This is a genomic window from Coprococcus sp. ART55/1 (assembly GCF_000210595.1).
Taxonomy (GTDB): domain Bacteria; phylum Bacillota; class Clostridia; order Lachnospirales; family Lachnospiraceae; genus Coprococcus; species Coprococcus aceti.
Map to the genome: position 1 here is coordinate 2,004,939 of NC_021018.1, position 18,913 is coordinate 2,023,851.

Here is an 18,913-nt window from a genome sequence, read left to right on the forward strand (position 1 = left end):
CATCCATCTATTCTTTATCATAATCTCTCAGTGCCGCCTTATACACCTTGAGCTGATCCCTGATCTCTGCCGCCACCTCAAAGTTGAGGTCTGCTGCCGCCATATTCATCTTCTTGGTCAGCTTGGCGATAACCTTCTGAAGCTCCTTCTTCGTCATGGACTCAGCGTCCTTATCCTCATCTGGAAGTTCCTCCTTCTTCACCTCTATGGTTATGAGATCCCTTATGCTCTTCTCTATAGTCTTAGGGGTTATTCCATGTTCCTCATTATACTTCTGCTGTATCTCACGACGTCTGCTCGTCTCATCGAGGGCATACTTCATAGAACCCGTGATAGTATCCGCATACATGATGACATGTCCATCCACATTTCGGGCTGCTCTTCCTATGGTCTGGATGAGTGATGTCTCCGATCTCAGGAAACCTTCCTTATCAGCATCCAGTATTGCCACCAGAGTGATCTCCGGTATATCAAGTCCCTCTCTCAGAAGGTTGATTCCAACAAGCACATCAAATACGCCAAGACGGAGATCTCTCACTATCTCAACCCTCTCCATAGTGTCTATATCCGAGTGCAGATATTTCACCTTTATATCATTATCCCTCATATAGCTGGTGAGATCTTCAGCCATACGCTTGGTAAGTGTTGTTACAAGCACCTTGTGTCCCTGCTCAGTCTCCTTGCGGACCTCTTTCAGCAGATCATCTATCTGTCCCTCAACCGGTCTGACCTCAACCGGCGGATCCAGAAGTCCCGTAGGTCTGATGATCTGTTCAGCCATGAGCATCTGGTGTTCCTCCTCGTATTTGCCCGGTGTGGCAGATACGAACATGACCTGATCCAGCTTCTGCTCAAATTCCGAGAAGTTGAGCGGCCTGTTGTCAAGTGCAGATGGAAGCCTGAATCCATAGTCAACCAGATTCATCTTACGGGATCGGTCTCCCGAATACATCGCGCCAACCTGAGGCACAGTCATATGTGACTCATCTATAATAAGAAGAAAGTCATCATCAAAGAAATCCAGAAGTGTGCTCGGCGTCTCTCCGGCTGATCTTCCAGCCAGCGGACCGGAATAGTTCTCTATACCAGAGCAAAATCCAGTCTCTCTCATCATCTCCATATCAAAGTTAGTTCTCTCCTCGATACGCTGTGCCTCGATGAGTTTATCCTTTGACTTGAAGTAAGCAACTCTGTCCTTGAGCTCCGCCTCTATCCTCTTCAGTGCCTTCTCCATCTTCTCCTGTCCAACCACATAGTGGGACGCCGGGAACAGACAGGTATATGTCAGATCCCTCTTTCCCTCTCCAGTGAGCGGATCAAACTCTGTGATCCTGTCTATCTCATCACCAAAAAACTCTATCCTTATTCCATCGTCAAATGTTGACACAGGAATTATCTCAAGTACATCCCCACGCACTCTGAATGTGCCTCTCTGCAGATCCATGTCATTCCTGTCATACTGTATATCTGTCAGTTCATCGATGACCTGATCTCTGTCCTTTATCATGCCAACTCTAAACGACAACATCTGATTCCTGTACTCGTCCGGATCACCGATGCCATATATACACGATACAGATGCAACCACTATGACATCCTTTCTGTCTATGAGTGCTGCTGTGGCGCTATGTCTCATCCGGTCAATATCGTCATTAATAGACGAATCCTTTGCAATATAAGTATCCGTAGACGCCACATATGCTTCCGGCTGATAATAATCGTAGTATGATACAAAATACTCCACCGCATTGTTCGGGAAAAATTCTTTCATCTCCCCATAAAGCTGCGCCGCCAGAGTCTTGTTATGTGCAAGTATAAGCGTGGGCTTATTCAGCTGCTGTATGACATTCGCCATGGTAAAAGTCTTACCAGATCCGGTTACACCCAGCAGCGTCTCAAACTGATTACCTTCCTGAAAACCCTTTACCAATTTTTCTATTGCCTCCGGCTGATCTCCGGTGGGCTTGTATTCCGATACCAATTCAAAATGATCCATAAAAGTCTCCTACTCTAGGCTAAAACCTGCATCTATTATATCGAACATTAGTTCCCATATCAAGTAAAAACACGGCAGTTGCTCAAGTTTATTTATGCCCTGAACAACTGCCACTATACTTCATCTGTTTGCTCACAACACCTTCTATACCGCTAGTTCATCCCTACCCAGGCTTATCTCATAGCAGCCTTTCTCATCGACAGTCACCACGACTCTCTCAAATCCTGTGTAAAATCTTAATATATACAGATCATCTGCCCTTGAGATAACCACCTCAGCATTCATCTCCGCAAGATCTGTCATATTGTCTTTCAGCACACCCTCGCTGACTCTGATGATCTGTCTCTCCTTCTCCACCTGTCTCTTCTCCTGAAGCTCCTTATAATAAAGGAAGAGATTCTCCTCCAACGCCTTTGATCTGCAGCTGCATCTGTGAAAATAGCTGCCGATGATCATGTAAAGCATGTATGCTGTCTCCTGCTGTCTGTGTGATGTCTTTTCTGTAAATGAATATCTCATAATCGTTACCTCCATAATGAAAAAATAAACCTAAAATAAATCTACAAAATGTTGTCAATGTGTTATCTGAAGCTTCACCAGCTCACACCTCCATGGTGCCTGCTCCTCGGTCTGTCATTTTTCAGCCGACGACAGTCGCTGTGTCCGTATTCTTTGCTGCCCCGGATACCGGGCAGATGCATATTCAGTTTTCATTTGAAATCTGCCCCATGCCCAAAAGGCAACAAAAAAAGAGTCATGATCGCAGACTTGTAGCACTTGCTACTCATCATGTTTTCAAACTCTTCTACTTATTAAAATATGATTTATTCAATTTTCATTATGGATATCAGCAATCGCTGATGTATATGTTATATCAAAAACTAATTGTGGTGTCAACATATTTATAAATATATCTATAAAACACAAGAGAGCCAGATTTCTCCGACTCTCTTAAATATGCATCCACAAATGCATACCCCATATTAGTATCTATAATTTCCTACCTTATCGCATCCTTCATGCTCTTCACATAATCTGTCACATAAGGCACACAGTCCTTGCCATACTGGGCACACAGCTTGACGATGGCTGAACCGACGATGACTCCGTCTGACTTCTCCGCCATCTGCTTTGCCTGCTCAGGTGTGGATATTCCAAAACCTACAGCGCAAGGGATGTCCTTTGCCTTCTTCACCAGATCGACCATTGCTCCTATGTCTGTGGTGATCTTGGTTCTGGTTCCGGTTACACCGAGTGATGACACGCAGTATACAAATCCACTCGCATCATTTGCGATCATGGATATTCTCTCATGGGATGTCGGTGCGATGAGTGAAATGAGATCCACATCATACTGCTTGCAGATTCCGTCAAACTCATCCTTCTCCTCGTAAGGAATGTCAGGAAGGATCAGTCCATCTATGCCGATCTCCTTGCATGTGCTGATGAATCTCTCCGAACCGTATGAGAACACGACATTTGCATATGTCATGAACACCATAGGTATTGTCACTTTCTTGCGGAGCTTTCTCACAAGGTCAAATACCTTGTCTGTCGTCACGCCGCCTGCAAGCGCTCTTATATTTGCGCCCTGAATAACCGGGCCCTCGGCTGTCGGGTCTGAGAATGGGATTCCCAGCTCTATAAGGTCTGCACCGGCCTCAACCATTGCGTATACTACCTCCTCTGTCACATCCAGCGACGGATCGCCACATGTCACAAATGGTATAAATGCTTTTCCATGTTCAAATGCTTTTGCTATATTACTCATGAAGATCCTCCCCTCTGTATCTTGCGATGGCTGCAACGTCCTTGTCACCACGTCCTGATACATTGATCACTATTATCTTATCCTTGTCCATTGTAGGTGCCAGCTTCATGGCGTAAGCCACAGCGTGGGCGCTCTCTATCGCAGGGATGATTCCCTCGATCCTTGACAGATACTCAAATGCATCCACAGCCTCGTCATCTGTGATCGCCACATACTCTGCACGTCCTATGTCGTGAAGGTACGCGTGCTCAGGTCCGATTCCCGGATAATCAAGTCCCGCTGAGATAGAATATACAGGTGCGATCTGGCCATATTCATCCTGACAGAAGTAGGACTTCATGCCATGGAATATACCAAGCTTTCCAGTTGCGATAGTTGCCGCTGTCTCAAATGTATCAACACCTCTGCCTGCTGCCTCACAGCCGATCAATCTGACACTCTCGTCAGGTATGAAATCGTAGAAAGCTCCGATGGCATTTGAACCGCCGCCCACACATGCCATGACGACATCAGGAAGTCTTCCCTCCTTCTCCATGAGCTGTGCCTTGATCTCTTTACTGATCACAGCCTGGAAATCACGGACGATCTCAGGGAAAGGATATGGTCCCATGACTGAGCCGAGTACATAGTGTGTGTCATCAATCCTGCTTGTCCACTCACGGAATGCCTCAGATACAGCATCCTTCAGTGTGGCTGTTCCAGTCTTTACCGGATGAACCTTTGCTCCTAAGAGTCTCATTCTGTACACGTTGAGAGCCTGTCTGATCGTGTCCTCCTCACCCATGTATATCTCGCACTCCATGCCCATCATGGCTGCAACTGTAGCTGTTGCAACTCCATGCTGTCCGGCACCGGTCTCCGCGATAACTCTTGTCTTGCCCATTCTCTTGGCAAGGAGCATCTGTCCGATTACGTTGTTGATCTTGTGCGCTCCTGTGTGGTTCAGATCCTCTCTCTTTAGGTAGATCTTTGCACCGCCCAGATCCTTTGTCATTCTCTCCGCATAGTAAAGTCTGCTAGGTCTTCCCGCATACTCGTTGAGCATCTCTGTGAGTTCTCTGTTGAACTCCGGATCATCCTTATATTTCTTGTATGCCTCTTCCAGCTCCAGCATCGCATTCATCAGAGTCTCTGGAATATACTGGCCGCCGTGAACGCCAAATCTGCCTTTTGACATATGTTTTTCCTCCTGTTTTTGTCTTCTCAGATATATTTTCAAATGTAATTTCTACACTTTTGTATTGTGTTTCTTCTATATAATATGTTACTCGCCTCTAAGTTCCGCAAACAACTTCTTCTTGTCGGGACTTCTCATAAATGTCTCACCTATGAGCACCGCATCAGTTCCATTTGCCTTGAGCCTGTCTATGTCCTCTTTTGCCTTGATTCCACTCTCAGACACATACACCATCTTCTGGGGTGCTAAAGTGTCAGCCGCAGCTCCTGTACCAATGACAGGTACCTCCGTCCCCATATGGGTGGCTGGCACCGTATCCGGTATCAGCTTTCTAAGACGAACGCTGTTCATGATGTCCACCGTAAATGTTCTGAGATCTCTGTTGTTCACTCCGATGATGCCGGCTCCGCAGGCTATCGCCCGTCTGACCTCCTCCTCATCGTGAGCCTCAACCAGAGCAGACATTCCAAGTTCATGTGCAAGCCGAAGATATGAGACAAGCTGCTCGTCATCCAGTATTGCGCAAATCAAAAGCACCGCCGAGGCTCCTATGACCTTTGCCTCATATATCATATACTCGTCAACTGTAAAATCCTTCCTCAGCAGCGGTATATTTACCTCCTTCTTTATATCCATCAGGAACTGATTGCTTCCCTGGAAATAAAACGGCTCAGTGAGCACCGATATGGCTGAAGCACCAGCCGCCTCATATTCCTTTGCGATCTCAACATAGGGAAAATCCGGTGCGATAAGCCCCTTGGAAGGCGATGCCTTCTTGACCTCACAGATAAACGATATTCCATCCGCTGCCAGATTATCCCTAAATGGGAACTTACTATATGGGCTGCTGCCGTTATCCGTCTCTCTGGCAACTATATCAAGTGCATGTCTCTTCATCTCCTCAAGAGGAACTTTTTTCTTCTGCTCCGCCACACGTTCCTTTGTCTTTGCAGCTATCTCATCTAATATCATCTCTTACCTCTCTATACAACTTTCTATCATAGTCTGCGATAAAACTTATCTACTCATTTGTCAGTCTTACAAATGCATCAAGCGTCTCAGCAGCCTTGCCACTGTCGATCACGTCCTCTGCAACCTTGATTCCATCCGCTATGGAATCTGCCTTGCCTGCGATGTAGATACAAGCTGCTGCGTTCAGTACAACTGCATTTCTCTTGGCTCCTTTGATCTTGCCTGACAGGATATCGCGGGTAATCTGCGCGTTTTCCTCAGGATCGCCGCCCACCAGATCCTCCTTGCTGCATCTCTCAAATCCGAAATTCTCTGGCTTGATCTCGTACTTTGTAATCTCGCCATCTTTGATCTCTGCAACTGTTGTAGGTGCGCTCATGGATATCTCATCCAGACAATCCTGTCCGTATACGACAAGTCCCCGTTTTACACCAAGACCAACAAGTACAGGAGCCATCTGATCAACAAGCTCCTCCTTGTATACTCCCATGATCTGCATCTGAGCCTTTGCCGGGTTGGTGAGAGGTCCAAGGATATTGAATACTGTCGGTATTCCAAGTGCCTTTCTGACCGGACCTGCATATTTCATCGCCTTGTGATAAACCTGGGCAAACATAAAGCTCATGTTGCACTCAGCAAGAACCTTGCCCATCTTTTCAGGTGATATGGAGATATTTACACCAAGGGCCTCAAGGACATCCGCTGCGCCACTCTTGCTCGATACGCTTCTGTTGCCGTGCTTTGCGATCGGTACTCCGGCCGCTGCTGCAACTATACCACTCGTTGTCGATATGTTAAATGAATTCGCACAATCTCCGCCTGTTCCCACGATCTCAAGAACATCTATTCCGTCATGTGGAAGAGACTCCGCATGGTCTCTCATTCCATTTGCACTGGCTGTTATCTCGTCAAGCGTCTCGCCCTTCATGTGAAGAGCTGTGAGATATCCCGCCGTTGTCTCTCCCGGCACCTGGCCACTGAATATCTCATCCATGCTGGCATATGCCTCATCGTATGTAAGATCCTGTCCTGCTGCTACCTTCTTAAGAGTTTCCTGTATCATCGCCATATCCTCCTTATTTTATATCAATTTATATCTCTAAAAAATTTCTGAGCATTATCTTGCCCTTCGGTGTCAGTATCGACTCCGGATGGAACTGAACTCCATATACCTCATAATTCCTGTGTTTCACCGCCATGATCTCTCCATCCTCCGTCCTGGCTGTGACCTCCAGGCATTCCGGGAAATTCTCATCGGCTGCTGCCAGTGAATGATATCTGGCAATCTGTATCTTGCTCTGAAGTCCTCTGAACAATCTGCAGTTCAGATCCACATCAACCAGCGACATCTTTCCATGCATAAGTTTCTTTGCATATGTGACTGTCGCACCATATGTCTCACAAATCGCCTGATGTCCGAGACACACGCCGAGGATTGGTACTTTTCCTGCAAAATATCTCACCGCTTCCTCACACATTCCCGCATCCGAAGGTCTTCCGGGTCCCGGTGAGATGATTATGTGATCAGGATTCATCGCTTCAATCTCCTCACAGGTGAACTCATCATTTCTTATAACCTTTATATCCGGATTTATTGCCCCCACAAGCTGATACAGGTTGTAGGAGAAGCTGTCATAATTATCTATAAGTATTGTCATTTGTTTTGTCCTCCTTGTATTTATTGTGCATGCGCATGAAAAGCGCTCATTGTGAGTGCTGTTGTAACTGCCTTTGCCTTGTTGATACATTCCTGGAACTCATTTGCCGGAACACTGTCCGCCACGATTCCTGCTCCGGATCTGACAAATACCTTGTCACCCTTTTTGTATGCGATCCTTATGGCTATACATGTATCAAGATTCCCTGTGAAATCTATGTATCCTATGGCACCGCCATATATTCCTCTCTTGTTGTCCTCCAGCTCATTGATGATCTGACACGCTCTGATCTTCGGTGCTCCTGAGAGGGTTCCTGCTGGAAGTACCGCATCCACGGCTGACAGCTCATCATACCTGCTGTCATCGATCTCTCCTTTGACCGTTGACCCGATATGCATTACATGTGAGTACCTCTGAACCTTCATGTACTGCTCAACCTCAACAGTTCCGAACTTGCTTATCTTACCAAGATCATTTCTTCCGAGATCCACCAGCATGTTGTGCTCCGCCAGCTCCTTCTCATCCGCCATAAGTCCGGCCTCAAGTCTCATATCCTCTTCCTTTGTCTTTCCCCTCGGTCTCGTTCCAGCAAGAGGAAATGTGTGGAGCACGCCATTCTCAAGCTTTACCAGTGTCTCAGGTGATGCGCCCGCAACCTCTATCTGGTCGCCGCTGAAGTAGAACATATATGGAGAAGGATTTGTGCTTCTGAGAACCCTGTATGTATTGAACAGTGAACCCTCCATCTCAGCCTCAAGTCTGTTGGACAGAACCACCTGGAAGATATCTCCCTCGAATATGTACTTCTTTGCCCTCTCGACCATGCTGCAATATTTTTCTTTATTGAACAGAGGCTTGAAATCACTCTTCATCTTAACCGGCTCTATCTCAGCCATCTCTCCATCGAGGATTAGCTTCTTCATATCTTCTATGTCAGCAAGTGCCTTTGCATATCCGGCTTCTATATCGGACGTGTCAGCATTTGCAATGAGGATCAGCTTTGACTTGAAATTGTCAAATGCTATGACCTTGTCAAAGAGCATGAGATCCAGATCCTGAAATTCCTCATCGTCATCGGCATCGATCACAAGCTTCTTCTCGCTGTACTTTATATAATCATATGAGAAGTAACCGACAAACCCGCCTGTAAATGTTGGAAGTCCTTCTATTTTCGGACTCTTGTAATCCTTGAGAATCTCTCTTATGAATACCTCAGGATGAATGTCATCCGCTTCCTTTATCACATTTCCATCTATATCCTTGAGCTGTATGTGCCCATTCATGCATGTGACATCAAGCTTTGGATTATAACCAAGAAATGTGTAGCGTCCCCACACCTCCTGATTCTCCACGCTCTCAAGTATGTAACAGTGCTCATTCGCCGCTTTCAGCTTTCTGAGTAAGTTGATAGGTGTGATCACATCCGATAACATCTCACAGCACACCGGAACCATCCTGTATCCGTCTGCCGCATATTTCTTTGCCTCGCTAAGTTCTGGTCTTATCATGTCTCATCCTCCTTATTTTTGAACACTATCATGCATTCAATAAATTTCCCTGTGCTCATCTCTTTCATATATGTCTATCAGGCTATCGTCAAAGGATCTATCAAATGTCACATGTCTTTCTGCAAACTAAAAAAGCACCACAGGACATAAAAAAAATTCCTTATCCTACTAACATTAGGACAAGAAATCTAATCTCCTGCGGTGCCACCTAATTTCATCAATAAATAAAAAAAAATATATATAAATAATTTATATATATTTATATATATCGATGCCCTCGACCATATACAATCATATATGTACCTTCTATAACGGTAGGTCTCCGTCTCCCCTACTTGAATCTCAAATCTTTCGGTTTGCCCTCACAAGTCCATTCACCTGCACTCCCATCGCTGCAATCACACCACCTGCAACTCTCTGAACATGTTATATGCCGCTACTCCTCTTGATCAACGGTTTATCTTATATCTGTAACCATAATGCGCTTTCCTAGTAAATTTGTCAAGATTAAATTTTCAAGTTTCTGCCATATTTTCACTTGTTTTTTACTGTTTGCCGCATATTTACTGGACTTTTTCCACTTATCATTTATTTTATACTTTCTTAATTATTTCCTGATTGACTACTTCACCCAACTGAAATATCCTAGGGGACGGAGGGGACAGGTATCTCCGTCCCCATGATGAGCGACGAAGTTTTCAGCAGATTTTATAAAGTTATCAACATTAAGGAGTAGTTATGAACACAAGTACAATTTCTTCAAATTCCGAAGAGAGGATGGGCACGGCGCCGATATTTAAACTTATGCTCTCCATGGGCATTCCGACATTTGTGGCGCAGCTCATCAATCTCTTATACAACATAGTGGACAGAATATACATAGGACATATCCCGGAGATAGGCGCAGCATCCCTCACCGGAATCGGACTGTGTCTCCCGATCATCACCCTTGTAAGTGCATTCAGCGTGTTCGTGGGCGCGGGCGGAGCACCTCTGGCTTCCATTGCTCTCGGTAAAGGCGACAGGGACAAGGCACAGCGCATCCTGTCAAATGGCGTAACCCTGCTCATCATATTTACAGTTATTGTTATGGCTGTCATCTACACATTGAAGAAACCGCTTCTGTATTTCTTCGGTGCCAGCGATGCCACCTATCCACATGCCGATGACTATCTGAGCATTTACCTTATAGGCACTATATTTGTCATGATCACCACCGGACTGAACACATTTATCACAGCCCAGGGACAGTCAAAGACCGCCATGTTTTCTGTGCTCATAGGAGCCATATTCAACATCATCCTCGATCCGATATTCATATTTGCACTGAACCTCGGAATCAAGGGTGCGGCCATAGCGACCGTCATATCCCAGGCGATAAGTGCGGCATGGGTTATCAGATTTCTGACATCCGACAAGGCTAGTCTTCGCATATCAGCGCAGATGATGCGCCCACAGGGCAAATTGATACTGTCCATCGCAGCTCTCGGTGTGTCACCATTTATCATGCAGGTCACGGAGAGCCTTATAACCATCGTGTTCACACATGGACTCCAGAAGTACGGCGATGACCTGTACGTGGGATCGTTCACCATACTTCAGAGTATCATGCAGATTATATTTATCCCGATGAGCGGCTTCTCACAGGGAGTCCAGCCCATCATCAGCTACAACTACGGCAAGGGCAACGTGGACAGAGTGAAGAAGACATGTACCATACTGATAACCATGTCCATCATAGTGTCATTTGTCCTGGCTGGGGCCGCATTCCTGTTTCCGTCCGTGGCAGCCGGAATATTTACCTCGGATGAATCCCTCAAAGCACTCTGTGCAAAAGTTCTTCCGATATACATATTCGGAATGATGTTCTTTGGCATACAGAACGGATGTCAGCAGTCCTTCATATCCATGGGACAAGCAGGCAAATCCCTTATATTTGCACTGCTGAGAAAGGTCATACTGATAATCCCACTCGCGATCATCCTGCCATACTGCACGCACTCAGTCATGAGTATTTACTACGCCGAGCCTATCAGCGACATAGTGTCCGCATTCTCATGCGGCGCAACATTCATGCTGACATTTAAGTCAATGATGAAAGGTGCAGGGAAGAAGTAACCCTCCTCATTTTCCTTCTCAGCAACACCATGCCCACCACGCACGACACGATCTCCGTGATCGGGAATGCCCACCATATCAGTGATACATCCGCCTGACCGCCTCTGACCAGAGCCGCAAATGCTCCGGCAAGCGGCAGGATGATTATCAACTGTCTGAGCAGCGATATCACAAGCGATTCCACACCGCCTTCAAGGGCCTGATATATTCCCTGAAATGCAACATTTACCCCGGCAAATACGAAACTTAGGGAGATTATCCTCATGGCGTCTATAAAATACACTCTGGACTGTCCCGCATTAAAAAGTCCGGCAAATGCAGCTGGAAACAGCTCTGTCACAGCCATTCCAAACACCATCAGCACTATTGTGTAGATTATTCCATACTTAATCGCATCATTTATCCTCTTTCTGTCACCCATTCCATAGCTGTATGCCGTGATCGGGGTGATCGCATCCCTGAGTCCAAATGCGAGAAACAGCACAAACTGCTGAACCTTGTAGAACAGACCATATGCAGTCTGCGCCGACTGGTTAAACTTGAGAATGAGATTCAGCGCGTATACCATGATGGACATAAGTGCCTGGGCTATGATGGCCGGGAGTCCTATGGCATATATTCCCCGGATGATTCTCCAGTCAGGCTTCATGTATGCACATCCATGTTCAAATTCCTTATTAAGTCTCAGATGGAACACGCACAGCAGAACCGCAGACGCTATCTGACCTATAATAGTCGCATAGGCGGCTCCTCTGACACCCATCTCAGGAAATGGTCCCACTCCGTATATGAGAAGCGGATCAAGTATGATGTTTATGACAGCTCCCATCACCTGACCTATCGTTGAATACATGGATCTGCCAGTTGCCTGAAGCAGCTTCTCAAACAACGAGAAGAATATTATTCCAAATGAATACACACAGCATATTCTTAGATAATCCACAGCCATCTCTGTGACCTGCGTGTCCATAGTCTGTGAGACTATATAAGTCCTCACTCCCAATATTCCAAATAACAAACACACCACATATATTACAGCACCGAGAAACAGACTGTTGCCAGCCACCTTGGCAGCTCTTTCCTTATCACCCTGACCAAGGGTTCTGGCAATAAACGCATTTGTGCCGACTCCCGTGCCTATGCCCAGAGCAACCATGAGCATCTGCACCGGAAATACCAGCGTGAGGGCATTTAACGCAGCCTCACTTCCCACCTTCATATTTCCCACAAATGCGCTGTCTACGATGTTGTACACCGCCTGAAGCGCCATGGAAAGAATCATAGGAATACCCATCTGGATCATCAGCTTTCCAACTGGCATATCTTTCATCTTATTTCTCTCTCTGTTTTCCTCTTTGTTCTTATCCATTTCTTCCACTCTTCAAACTCCTTTCCCTGAACAAAAAAAGCAGCTATCGCCTAAGTTAGTTGGACTTACGCTGAATAGCTACACACTAGAAAATTATTATATATACACATAAAAAGCGAGTGACAAAACTGGATTTACGCAATCTTTGCCACTCGCTTTCGATGTGTATTATACTTTTTGTTTTTGAAAAAGTAAAGTTGTAAAATTTATAATGGACTGAACATGTTATCCAGAATATCCTGATAATTTCTGTCACCAAGTGTCTCTATAGCTATTATCATCGTATACTTTCCGTCATCTGATCTTACTATTACATTTGTCAGAGAGTACTCAGTTCCAGACATATCAGCCGTTGCTGTACATATGTAGTGCTCTTCGCCAAATACTGTACACTTGGAATAATCAGTCTCAATATTGCTTGCTTCAGCGCCAATTCTACTTGCTGTAGATGTAATAACAGTATCCATCTGAGCAACAGTTGCCTTTGCTACTGTATTCTCATCAGCCCACACATCATAACCGTAATTTCCACCACCCTTAGGGGACTTTATTTTGAGCAGAATATAGTGTGTACCATCATTTGCACAGAATGCATAATCGTTTCCTACCGTAAAGCTATTGTCCAGATTATCCAATGCCCTCTGTACAGTCTCATCGCTATTGGAATCCTCCACAACCTCAGAGATATCGGTGGCAGTCAGTAATGAACCTCTTGTCTGAATTCCATAGCTTCCTTCAAGGTTGATCTTAAATCCAAAATACGAATTCTCATAACCATTCTTGGTGTATACACCTACTATTGAAGGATCAGCTTCTGCCTCTTCACTGTCCTCTGTATCTTCCTCTGTGTCCTCCTCATCAATGGCGACCGAACTGTCCTCAGTATCATCTGCAGTGTCCTGTGTTTCAGTATCCTGCTTCTCTGTTGCTGCTTCTGTCTCAGCTTCAGTTGTAGCCTTAGTTACAGAATTGTCATTGCCCCCACAGCCTGTCAGCATCAATCCCATCATCATTGCAGCCACTACAATATAACTTGTTCCCTTTTTCATATTGTTCATTTCCTCCTAAATGTATAAAATTAGCAACATCTCTATTATAAGGTAACTATTATATTATGCAAGATATTTATGATTGCAAACTATACAAACCTGACGGCTGTCCACTATAGCTATGAACTTTTCTTTATTATATACGTCCACCATATACAGGAAAACCACTGCTCGCTCCATAGCTCTCGATCTTCTTGAAATTCTTAAGAGCCTCCATATCCTCTGCACTTATCTCGAAATCGACCTCTGTATTGCTCTTCATGTGCTCTGGATTGGCCGTCTTTGGCAGTGAAATTGTTCCGAGCTGGATAGTATATCTGATGCAGAGCTGTGGAACAGTCACACCATACTTGTCCGCCATAGCCTTGATCTCAGGCTGATTGAGTATCTCACCATGTGCGATAGGTGAATAAGCCTCAACAAGTATATCGTTCTTCTGACAGTAATCCACCAGTTCTATCGGAGTATTGCTGATGTGAAGAAGTATCTGGTTGACCATAGGCTTGATCTCAGCAGTCTCCATAAGGCTCTCGATATCACCGATCTGGAAATTGGATATACCAATAGCCTTGAGCTTGCCTTCCTTGTATGCCTCCTCAAGTGCTCTCCATGCTGCTCTGTTGCCCTCCACGTATCTGTCATCGCTCTGATTTACCTTTACCCAAGGCTGTGGGCTGTGAATGATCATCATATCGAGATAGTCAAGTCCCATCTTCTCAAGCGTTCCATCGATTCCCGCCTTGGCCTCCTCATATGTCTTGTGCTCAGCCGCAACCTTTGAGACTACGAACAGTTCTTCTCTTGGAATACCACAGGTTCTAACTCCTTCGCCTACTCCGCGCTCATTGCCGTATGCCTGTGCAGTGTCAATATGTCTGTAACCTATCTTTACGGCCTCCCTCACGGCATCTGCTACCTTGTCATCGTCGATGAACCATGTTCCAAGTCCAAGCTTTGGAATTGCTACTCCATTGTTAAGTGTGTAAGTTTCTTTTAACATTTTTATATCCTCCTGTTTCTTTTTATTTCAATTTCAAATTATTTCCAGCTATGTTTATTACATCTGTTCAGTTACTTATCTGACACATTACTGTCCAAGGCCGAGCCCGCTTATCCAGTCGGCCACATCCTGCTGTGTCACACCCGACGAGAATCTCTGACCATCCTTCCAGTCTCCGCTTCCTGCCTCAGAAGCCAGATCATCTGCACTGCTTCCCAGTCCTGAGCTCGCCGATGTGCAGAACGGATATACAGTCTTGCCAGTGAAGTCATTTGCCTTGACAAATGAATCTACCGGCCATGCAGACGTTCCCCACCATATAGGATAACCTACAAATACCGTATCATACGATTCCCAGCCAGGAACTTCAGTGGTGGTAAGCTCCACATCCCTGAGGCTTTCGTCATTGTGTTCCTTTGATACCCTGCTGCTGTCATCATTGTAGTTCAGATCATCCGATGTATACTCCTGGGCCGGGGTGATCTCAAATATATCTGCTCCTGTCTCTGCCGCTATATATTCTGCAGCATCTTTTGTATTTCCAGTTGCTGAAAAATAGATCACCAGAGTCTTACCTGTCTCTGTGTCAACATTGTCTGTCTCATCAGCGCTGCTTTCCTCGCTGGTCTGTTCCTCTGATACCGTAGAGTCAGCGTTGTCGTTGCTTGTATCGGCCTCATTGACCGCATCCGTAACAACCTCTGTCTGGGTTTCTGCCTGTGTGGTACTTTTACTTTCTGTGCTGTCACCACTTCCGCATCCAACAAGTCCAAAAGCCATAACAGCACACACTAAAAATGCTCCTAATTTCTTCATTAAAGCGTCCTCCTGTCTGTTTTAACTACCATATTTTCGAAAAACGTCAGGAACTGTTTCTCTGACATATCTAATAATACTCTTTGGAGTTCACTTCAAGGCAAGGACTTTTTTTGTATTCTTGATTTTTCTATCGTCTGCTCATTTTTGCTGTATTTTCACTCCACAAATCAAGCACCATATATTTTGTATCTTTTTCCTTCTGAATCACCCATTTTAGGAAAATATTATCTCCTTTTCCATATAAAAAGGCCCGAAAGACACAAAATCTGTAAATTTGTATCTTTCGAGCCAATTTCAATCTTATTTGCGAAAATATTGTATCTTTTCTGTTGTAATCTGCCTGATGGAAACAATTTTGAGATAATTTTCTTCCACCGGATTTCAGCCAATCTTTATGATAAAGTCATATCTCCATCCTTAACCCAGCCGAGTTTTCTCACCACCATGTTGATGAGCGGGCAGAGAACTGCAGGAAGTACAAATGAGATTAGGATCAGACCAACCCAGTCCATAGCTGTGACCGCTGTCTTGCTTCCCGCCTCGATATCATTCATCCAGCCTGTGTATACTCCGATCTGTCCAACCAGACCACATGTACCCATACCTGATGATACAGGAGTTCCATTCATCTGAAGCTTGAACAGACATGTTGCAAGAGGACCTGTGATCGCAGAGGTAACTATAGGTGCGATCCAGATTCTCGGATTCTTGATGATGTTACCCATCTGGAGCATTGATGTTCCGATTCCCTGTGAAACAAGGCCACCCCATTTATTCTCTCTGAATGACATAACTGCAAATCCAACCATCTGCGCACAACATCCCGCCACAGCAGCACCGCCGGCCAAACCTGTAAGTCCGAATGCCGCACATATCGCAGCGGATGATATCGGAAGTGTAAGTGCCACACCGACGAGAACTGATACCGCAATACCCATCCAGAACGGCTGAAGGTTTGTAGCCAGCATGATGAGATCTCCGACCTTCATGGCTATGGCACCGAGTGTAGGTGCAAGAAGTGCAGACACAGCCACACCACTTCCGATGGTAACCAGAGGTGTCACCAGTATGTCAATCTTTGTCTCCTTTGAGACAACCTTTCCAAGTTCAGTTGCAATAACTGCAATAAAATAAACTGCCAGCGGGCCTCCTGCGCCGCCCAAGGCATTTGCCGCAAATCCAACTGTTATCAGTGAGAACAATACGAGCTGTGGTGCCTTAAGAGCATATCCTATAGCCACCGCCATCGCAGGTCCTGCCATAGCAGATGCGAGACCTCCAACTGTATAATCTGTCCCATTCACGGTCGCAACAACCGCTTTAAGAAATGGCACACCAAACTGATTGCCAAGTGTGTTCAGGATAGTTCCGATAAGCAGAGTACAGAACAATCCCTGTGCCATGGCACCCAGGGCATCTATTCCGTATCTCTTGACACTGAACACAATGTCCTTCTTCTTCAAGAATCCTTTTACCTTTTCCATCATTCTTCTCCTTATTGGAATTATATTGCTGTCAATTACTTCAATTTCTCAAGTATACCCAGTGTATACCTCCATGTTCTCTGTACACTGGCAACATCCATAGACTCTCTGCTGGTATGGATATTTTTCATATCCGGGCCAAATGATACGCAGTCCAGACCAGGCAGCTTACCGGCAAAAAGACCACACTCCACTCCGGCGTGAATCGCCTGTATAACAGGCTTTCTTCCATACTGCTCTTCAAACACATCCACCATAATATCTCTGAGAGGAGAATCATGTCTGTACTCCCATGCAGGATAATCCCCCTGCACTTCCAGACTTCCACCAGCCGAGACAGATACACATCGGAGCTGATCTATCAGATTTTCCTTTTCAGACTGTACACTGCTTCTTACTGAAAAGCTTGCTGTGACCTCATCCTCAGTTGTATTCAATATTCCAAGATTCAGCGATGTCTGCACAAGCCCTTCTATATCATTGCTCATCTTCTGAATTCCATTTGGCATCATCATAAGACTCCTGATAACTATATCCGATGACTTTTCTGTCATAACTCTGTTGATCATGGTTCTACCATACATATCGTTCTGCACATCATCCGCGTTATTATATGAACCCAGATCATCTGACAGATCCGTTTCTACTTTCACTATAAGCTCTGGATCAGTATTTCCAAATTCATGCCTCAGAATATTCTCATTCTTTTCCGCAGATTTTACAAAGTTATCCACATCCTCCGGATCAATACCCACATATGCCTTCGCCTTGTTAGGTATTGCATTGTCCTTAAGACCGCCCTGTATAGATATCAGTCTGTATGGAACATCCCTTCCTATATTATATAGAAGTCTTGCAAGCTGCTTGTCGGCATTTGCCCTCTGTTTTATGATCTCCACGCCGGAATGTCCACCGGTAAGACCCTCTACAATAATTTTCACAACTGAATGATCATCTTCTGCATTCTCATATTCAACCGGAATATGGCACGTAGCACACGCACCTCCGGCACATGACACCAACAGATACCCCTCATCCTCAGAATCCAGATTGAGCATGATCCGTGACTTAAGTGGACTACAGTCAATCGCCGCAGCTCCCAGCATTCCTATCTCCTCATCAACCGTAAATACACACTCAATCGGTGGATGTGGTATATCATCGGCATCCAGTATAGCCAGTGCAAATGCCACAGCTATCCCGTCATCTCCGCCAAGGGTGGTTCCATCAGCGGATATCACTCCGTCCTCAAGCACTAGTCTCAGTCCGTCCCGCTCAAAATCAATATCACAGTCAACATCTTTCTCACAGACCATATCCATATGTCCCTGTAGCATGACAGGGGCACTGTCCTCATACCCGGCAGTTCCGTCCTTGAATATGATCACATTGTTGCTCTCATCCTGTATATATCTCAGATTTTTGTCTATGGCAAACTTCACCAGATAATCACTTATCTTCTTTGTATCCGACGATCCGTGTGGAATCCCGCATATCTCCTCAAAGAAACGAAAAACTCCATATGGCTCGATATTTGATAAAACTCCCATGCTATATTCTCCTTTTTATAGTATTTTTCATGCCCAATTACTTTATTAGAATACTTTCTATCAGGTATTTCATTTCAACTCTACAATCCGTATACTATCATGTCTCTGATTATATATTTGACACCCGTCAATTTCAACTCACCTCTCAAATTTCATAGTACCTGCCTTCGTTGACTTTGTAACCTCTTAATGATATATATTAATCAAATGCGTAACTTAGCATACAACACAGATTGCACAGACATCCATGTGCAGTAGATTGGAGAGTATCATGTCAGAGAATTGTACACACAACTGCAGTACCTGTGGTCAGAGCTGTTCCAGCAGAACAGAACCACAGAGTCTTATCATAGAGCCACATCCAGGTTCACATATAAAACATATTATTGCCGTGGTCAGCGGCAAAGGAGGAGTCGGCAAATCCTCAGTAACCTGTCAGCTC

General features: G+C 45.1%; 16 protein-coding genes. 2 read left to right on the forward strand and 14 right to left on the reverse strand.

Features of this window, described 5'->3' with window-relative positions:
- Positions 1-7 precede the first annotated feature (7 nt).
- The 8 genes from uvrB to CCU_RS09110 form a co-directional block, all read right to left on the reverse strand.
- On the reverse strand, positions 8-1,996 hold the full coding sequence (gene uvrB, locus CCU_RS09075; protein WP_015534408.1) for an excinuclease ABC subunit UvrB: 1,989 nt from the start codon (positions 1,994-1,996) through the stop codon (positions 8-10).
- A 144-nt stretch (positions 1,997-2,140) separates the two neighbouring features.
- Positions 2,141-2,515, reverse strand: coding sequence for a hypothetical protein (locus CCU_RS09080; RefSeq protein ID WP_015534409.1), 375 nt, complete (start codon positions 2,513-2,515; stop codon positions 2,141-2,143).
- 481 nt (positions 2,516-2,996) lie between these two features.
- Complete coding sequence (gene trpA, locus CCU_RS09085) at positions 2,997-3,767, reverse strand: tryptophan synthase subunit alpha (RefSeq protein ID WP_015534410.1); 771 nt, start codon at positions 3,765-3,767, stop codon at positions 2,997-2,999.
- Positions 3,760-4,944: a tryptophan synthase subunit beta gene (gene trpB, locus CCU_RS09090; protein ID WP_015534411.1), complete on the reverse strand. Its 1,185-nt coding sequence runs from the start codon at positions 4,942-4,944 to the stop codon at positions 3,760-3,762. Before trpB ends, trpA begins: the two co-directional genes overlap by 8 nt.
- Positions 4,945-5,031: 87 nt before the next feature.
- Entirely contained in the window at positions 5,032-5,916 is an 885-nt protein-coding gene (trpC, locus tag CCU_RS09095; protein ID WP_015534412.1) for an indole-3-glycerol phosphate synthase TrpC, read from the reverse strand.
- A gap of 49 nt (positions 5,917-5,965) precedes the next feature.
- Positions 5,966-6,979: an anthranilate phosphoribosyltransferase gene (gene trpD / locus CCU_RS09100; RefSeq protein WP_015534413.1), complete on the reverse strand. Its 1,014-nt coding sequence runs from the start codon at positions 6,977-6,979 to the stop codon at positions 5,966-5,968.
- A 28-nt stretch (positions 6,980-7,007) separates the two neighbouring features.
- Positions 7,008-7,574, reverse strand: a complete 567-nt coding sequence (locus CCU_RS09105; protein ID WP_015534414.1) for an anthranilate synthase component II — start codon at positions 7,572-7,574, stop codon at positions 7,008-7,010.
- Positions 7,575-7,594: 20 nt separating this feature from the next.
- Complete coding sequence (locus CCU_RS09110) at positions 7,595-9,082, reverse strand: anthranilate synthase component I family protein (protein ID WP_015534415.1); 1,488 nt, start codon at positions 9,080-9,082, stop codon at positions 7,595-7,597.
- Positions 9,083-9,820: 738 nt separating this feature from the next.
- Here CCU_RS09110 and CCU_RS09115 point away from each other — a divergent pair.
- Complete coding sequence (locus CCU_RS09115) at positions 9,821-11,200, forward strand: MATE family efflux transporter (RefSeq protein WP_015534416.1); 1,380 nt, start codon at positions 9,821-9,823, stop codon at positions 11,198-11,200.
- Here the strand turns inward: CCU_RS09115 and CCU_RS09120 are convergent.
- From CCU_RS09120 to CCU_RS09145, 6 genes are all read right to left on the reverse strand, one after another.
- A complete protein-coding gene (locus CCU_RS09120; protein ID WP_055272510.1) occupies positions 11,166-12,569 on the reverse strand; it encodes an MATE family efflux transporter in 1,404 nt (467 codons plus the stop codon). The two genes, CCU_RS09115 and CCU_RS09120, sit on opposite strands and share 35 nt — an antisense overlap.
- A gap of 206 nt (positions 12,570-12,775) precedes the next feature.
- On the reverse strand, positions 12,776-13,618 hold the full coding sequence (locus CCU_RS09125; protein WP_015534417.1) for a hypothetical protein: 843 nt from the start codon (positions 13,616-13,618) through the stop codon (positions 12,776-12,778).
- A gap of 136 nt (positions 13,619-13,754) precedes the next feature.
- Positions 13,755-14,618, reverse strand: coding sequence for an aldo/keto reductase (locus CCU_RS09130; protein ID WP_015534418.1), 864 nt, complete (start codon positions 14,616-14,618; stop codon positions 13,755-13,757).
- Positions 14,619-14,705: 87 nt separating this feature from the next.
- Positions 14,706-15,434: a flavodoxin gene (locus tag CCU_RS09135; RefSeq protein WP_015534419.1), complete on the reverse strand. Its 729-nt coding sequence runs from the start codon at positions 15,432-15,434 to the stop codon at positions 14,706-14,708.
- Between the two features lie 395 nt (positions 15,435-15,829).
- A complete protein-coding gene (locus CCU_RS09140; RefSeq protein WP_015534420.1) occupies positions 15,830-16,921 on the reverse strand; it encodes a PTS transporter subunit IIC in 1,092 nt (363 codons plus the stop codon).
- A 35-nt stretch (positions 16,922-16,956) separates the two neighbouring features.
- The gene (locus tag CCU_RS09145; protein ID WP_015534421.1) at positions 16,957-18,471 is read right to left on the reverse strand and encodes an aminoacyl-histidine dipeptidase; all 1,515 of its coding nucleotides are present in this window, start codon (positions 18,469-18,471) and stop codon (positions 16,957-16,959) included.
- Positions 18,472-18,742: 271 nt separating this feature from the next.
- On the opposite strand from CCU_RS09145, the gene CCU_RS14780 reads away from it, so the two are divergent.
- A partial coding sequence (locus CCU_RS14780; RefSeq protein ID WP_208896372.1) for a P-loop NTPase occupies positions 18,743-18,913 on the forward strand: 171 nt, incomplete at its 3' end.

What these genes read in the sequence shown, in the direction of transcription:
- trpB (WP_015534411.1), bottom strand. Translation starts at nt 4,944, where the DNA reads ATGTCAAAAGGCAGATTTGGCGTTCACGGCGGCCAGTATATTCCAGAG.
- CCU_RS09120 (WP_055272510.1), bottom strand. Translation starts at nt 12,569, where the DNA reads ATGGATAAGAACAAAGAGGAAAACAGAGAGAGAAATAAGATGAAAGAT.
- CCU_RS09125 (WP_015534417.1), bottom strand. Translation starts at nt 13,618, where the DNA reads ATGAAAAAGGGAACAAGTTATATTGTAGTGGCTGCAATGATGATGGGA.
- CCU_RS09140 (WP_015534420.1), bottom strand. Translation starts at nt 16,921, where the DNA reads ATGGAAAAGGTAAAAGGATTCTTGAAGAAGAAGGACATTGTGTTCAGT.
- CCU_RS09080 (WP_015534409.1), bottom strand. Translation starts at nt 2,515, where the DNA reads ATGAGATATTCATTTACAGAAAAGACATCACACAGACAGCAGGAGACA.
- trpD (WP_015534413.1), bottom strand. Translation starts at nt 6,979, where the DNA reads ATGATACAGGAAACTCTTAAGAAGGTAGCAGCAGGACAGGATCTTACA.
- trpA (WP_015534410.1), bottom strand. Translation starts at nt 3,767, where the DNA reads ATGAGTAATATAGCAAAAGCATTTGAACATGGAAAAGCATTTATACCA.
- CCU_RS09115 (WP_015534416.1), top strand. Translation starts at nt 9,821, where the DNA reads ATGAACACAAGTACAATTTCTTCAAATTCCGAAGAGAGGATGGGCACG.
- CCU_RS09110 (WP_015534415.1), bottom strand. Translation starts at nt 9,082, where the DNA reads ATGATAAGACCAGAACTTAGCGAGGCAAAGAAATATGCGGCAGACGGA.
- CCU_RS09105 (WP_015534414.1), bottom strand. Translation starts at nt 7,574, where the DNA reads ATGACAATACTTATAGATAATTATGACAGCTTCTCCTACAACCTGTAT.
- CCU_RS09135 (WP_015534419.1), bottom strand. Translation starts at nt 15,434, where the DNA reads ATGAAGAAATTAGGAGCATTTTTAGTGTGTGCTGTTATGGCTTTTGGA.
- uvrB (WP_015534408.1), bottom strand. Translation starts at nt 1,996, where the DNA reads ATGGATCATTTTGAATTGGTATCGGAATACAAGCCCACCGGAGATCAG.
- CCU_RS09145 (WP_015534421.1), bottom strand. Translation starts at nt 18,471, where the DNA reads ATGGGAGTTTTATCAAATATCGAGCCATATGGAGTTTTTCGTTTCTTT.
- trpC (WP_015534412.1), bottom strand. Translation starts at nt 5,916, where the DNA reads ATGATATTAGATGAGATAGCTGCAAAGACAAAGGAACGTGTGGCGGAG.
- CCU_RS09130 (WP_015534418.1), bottom strand. Translation starts at nt 14,618, where the DNA reads ATGTTAAAAGAAACTTACACACTTAACAATGGAGTAGCAATTCCAAAG.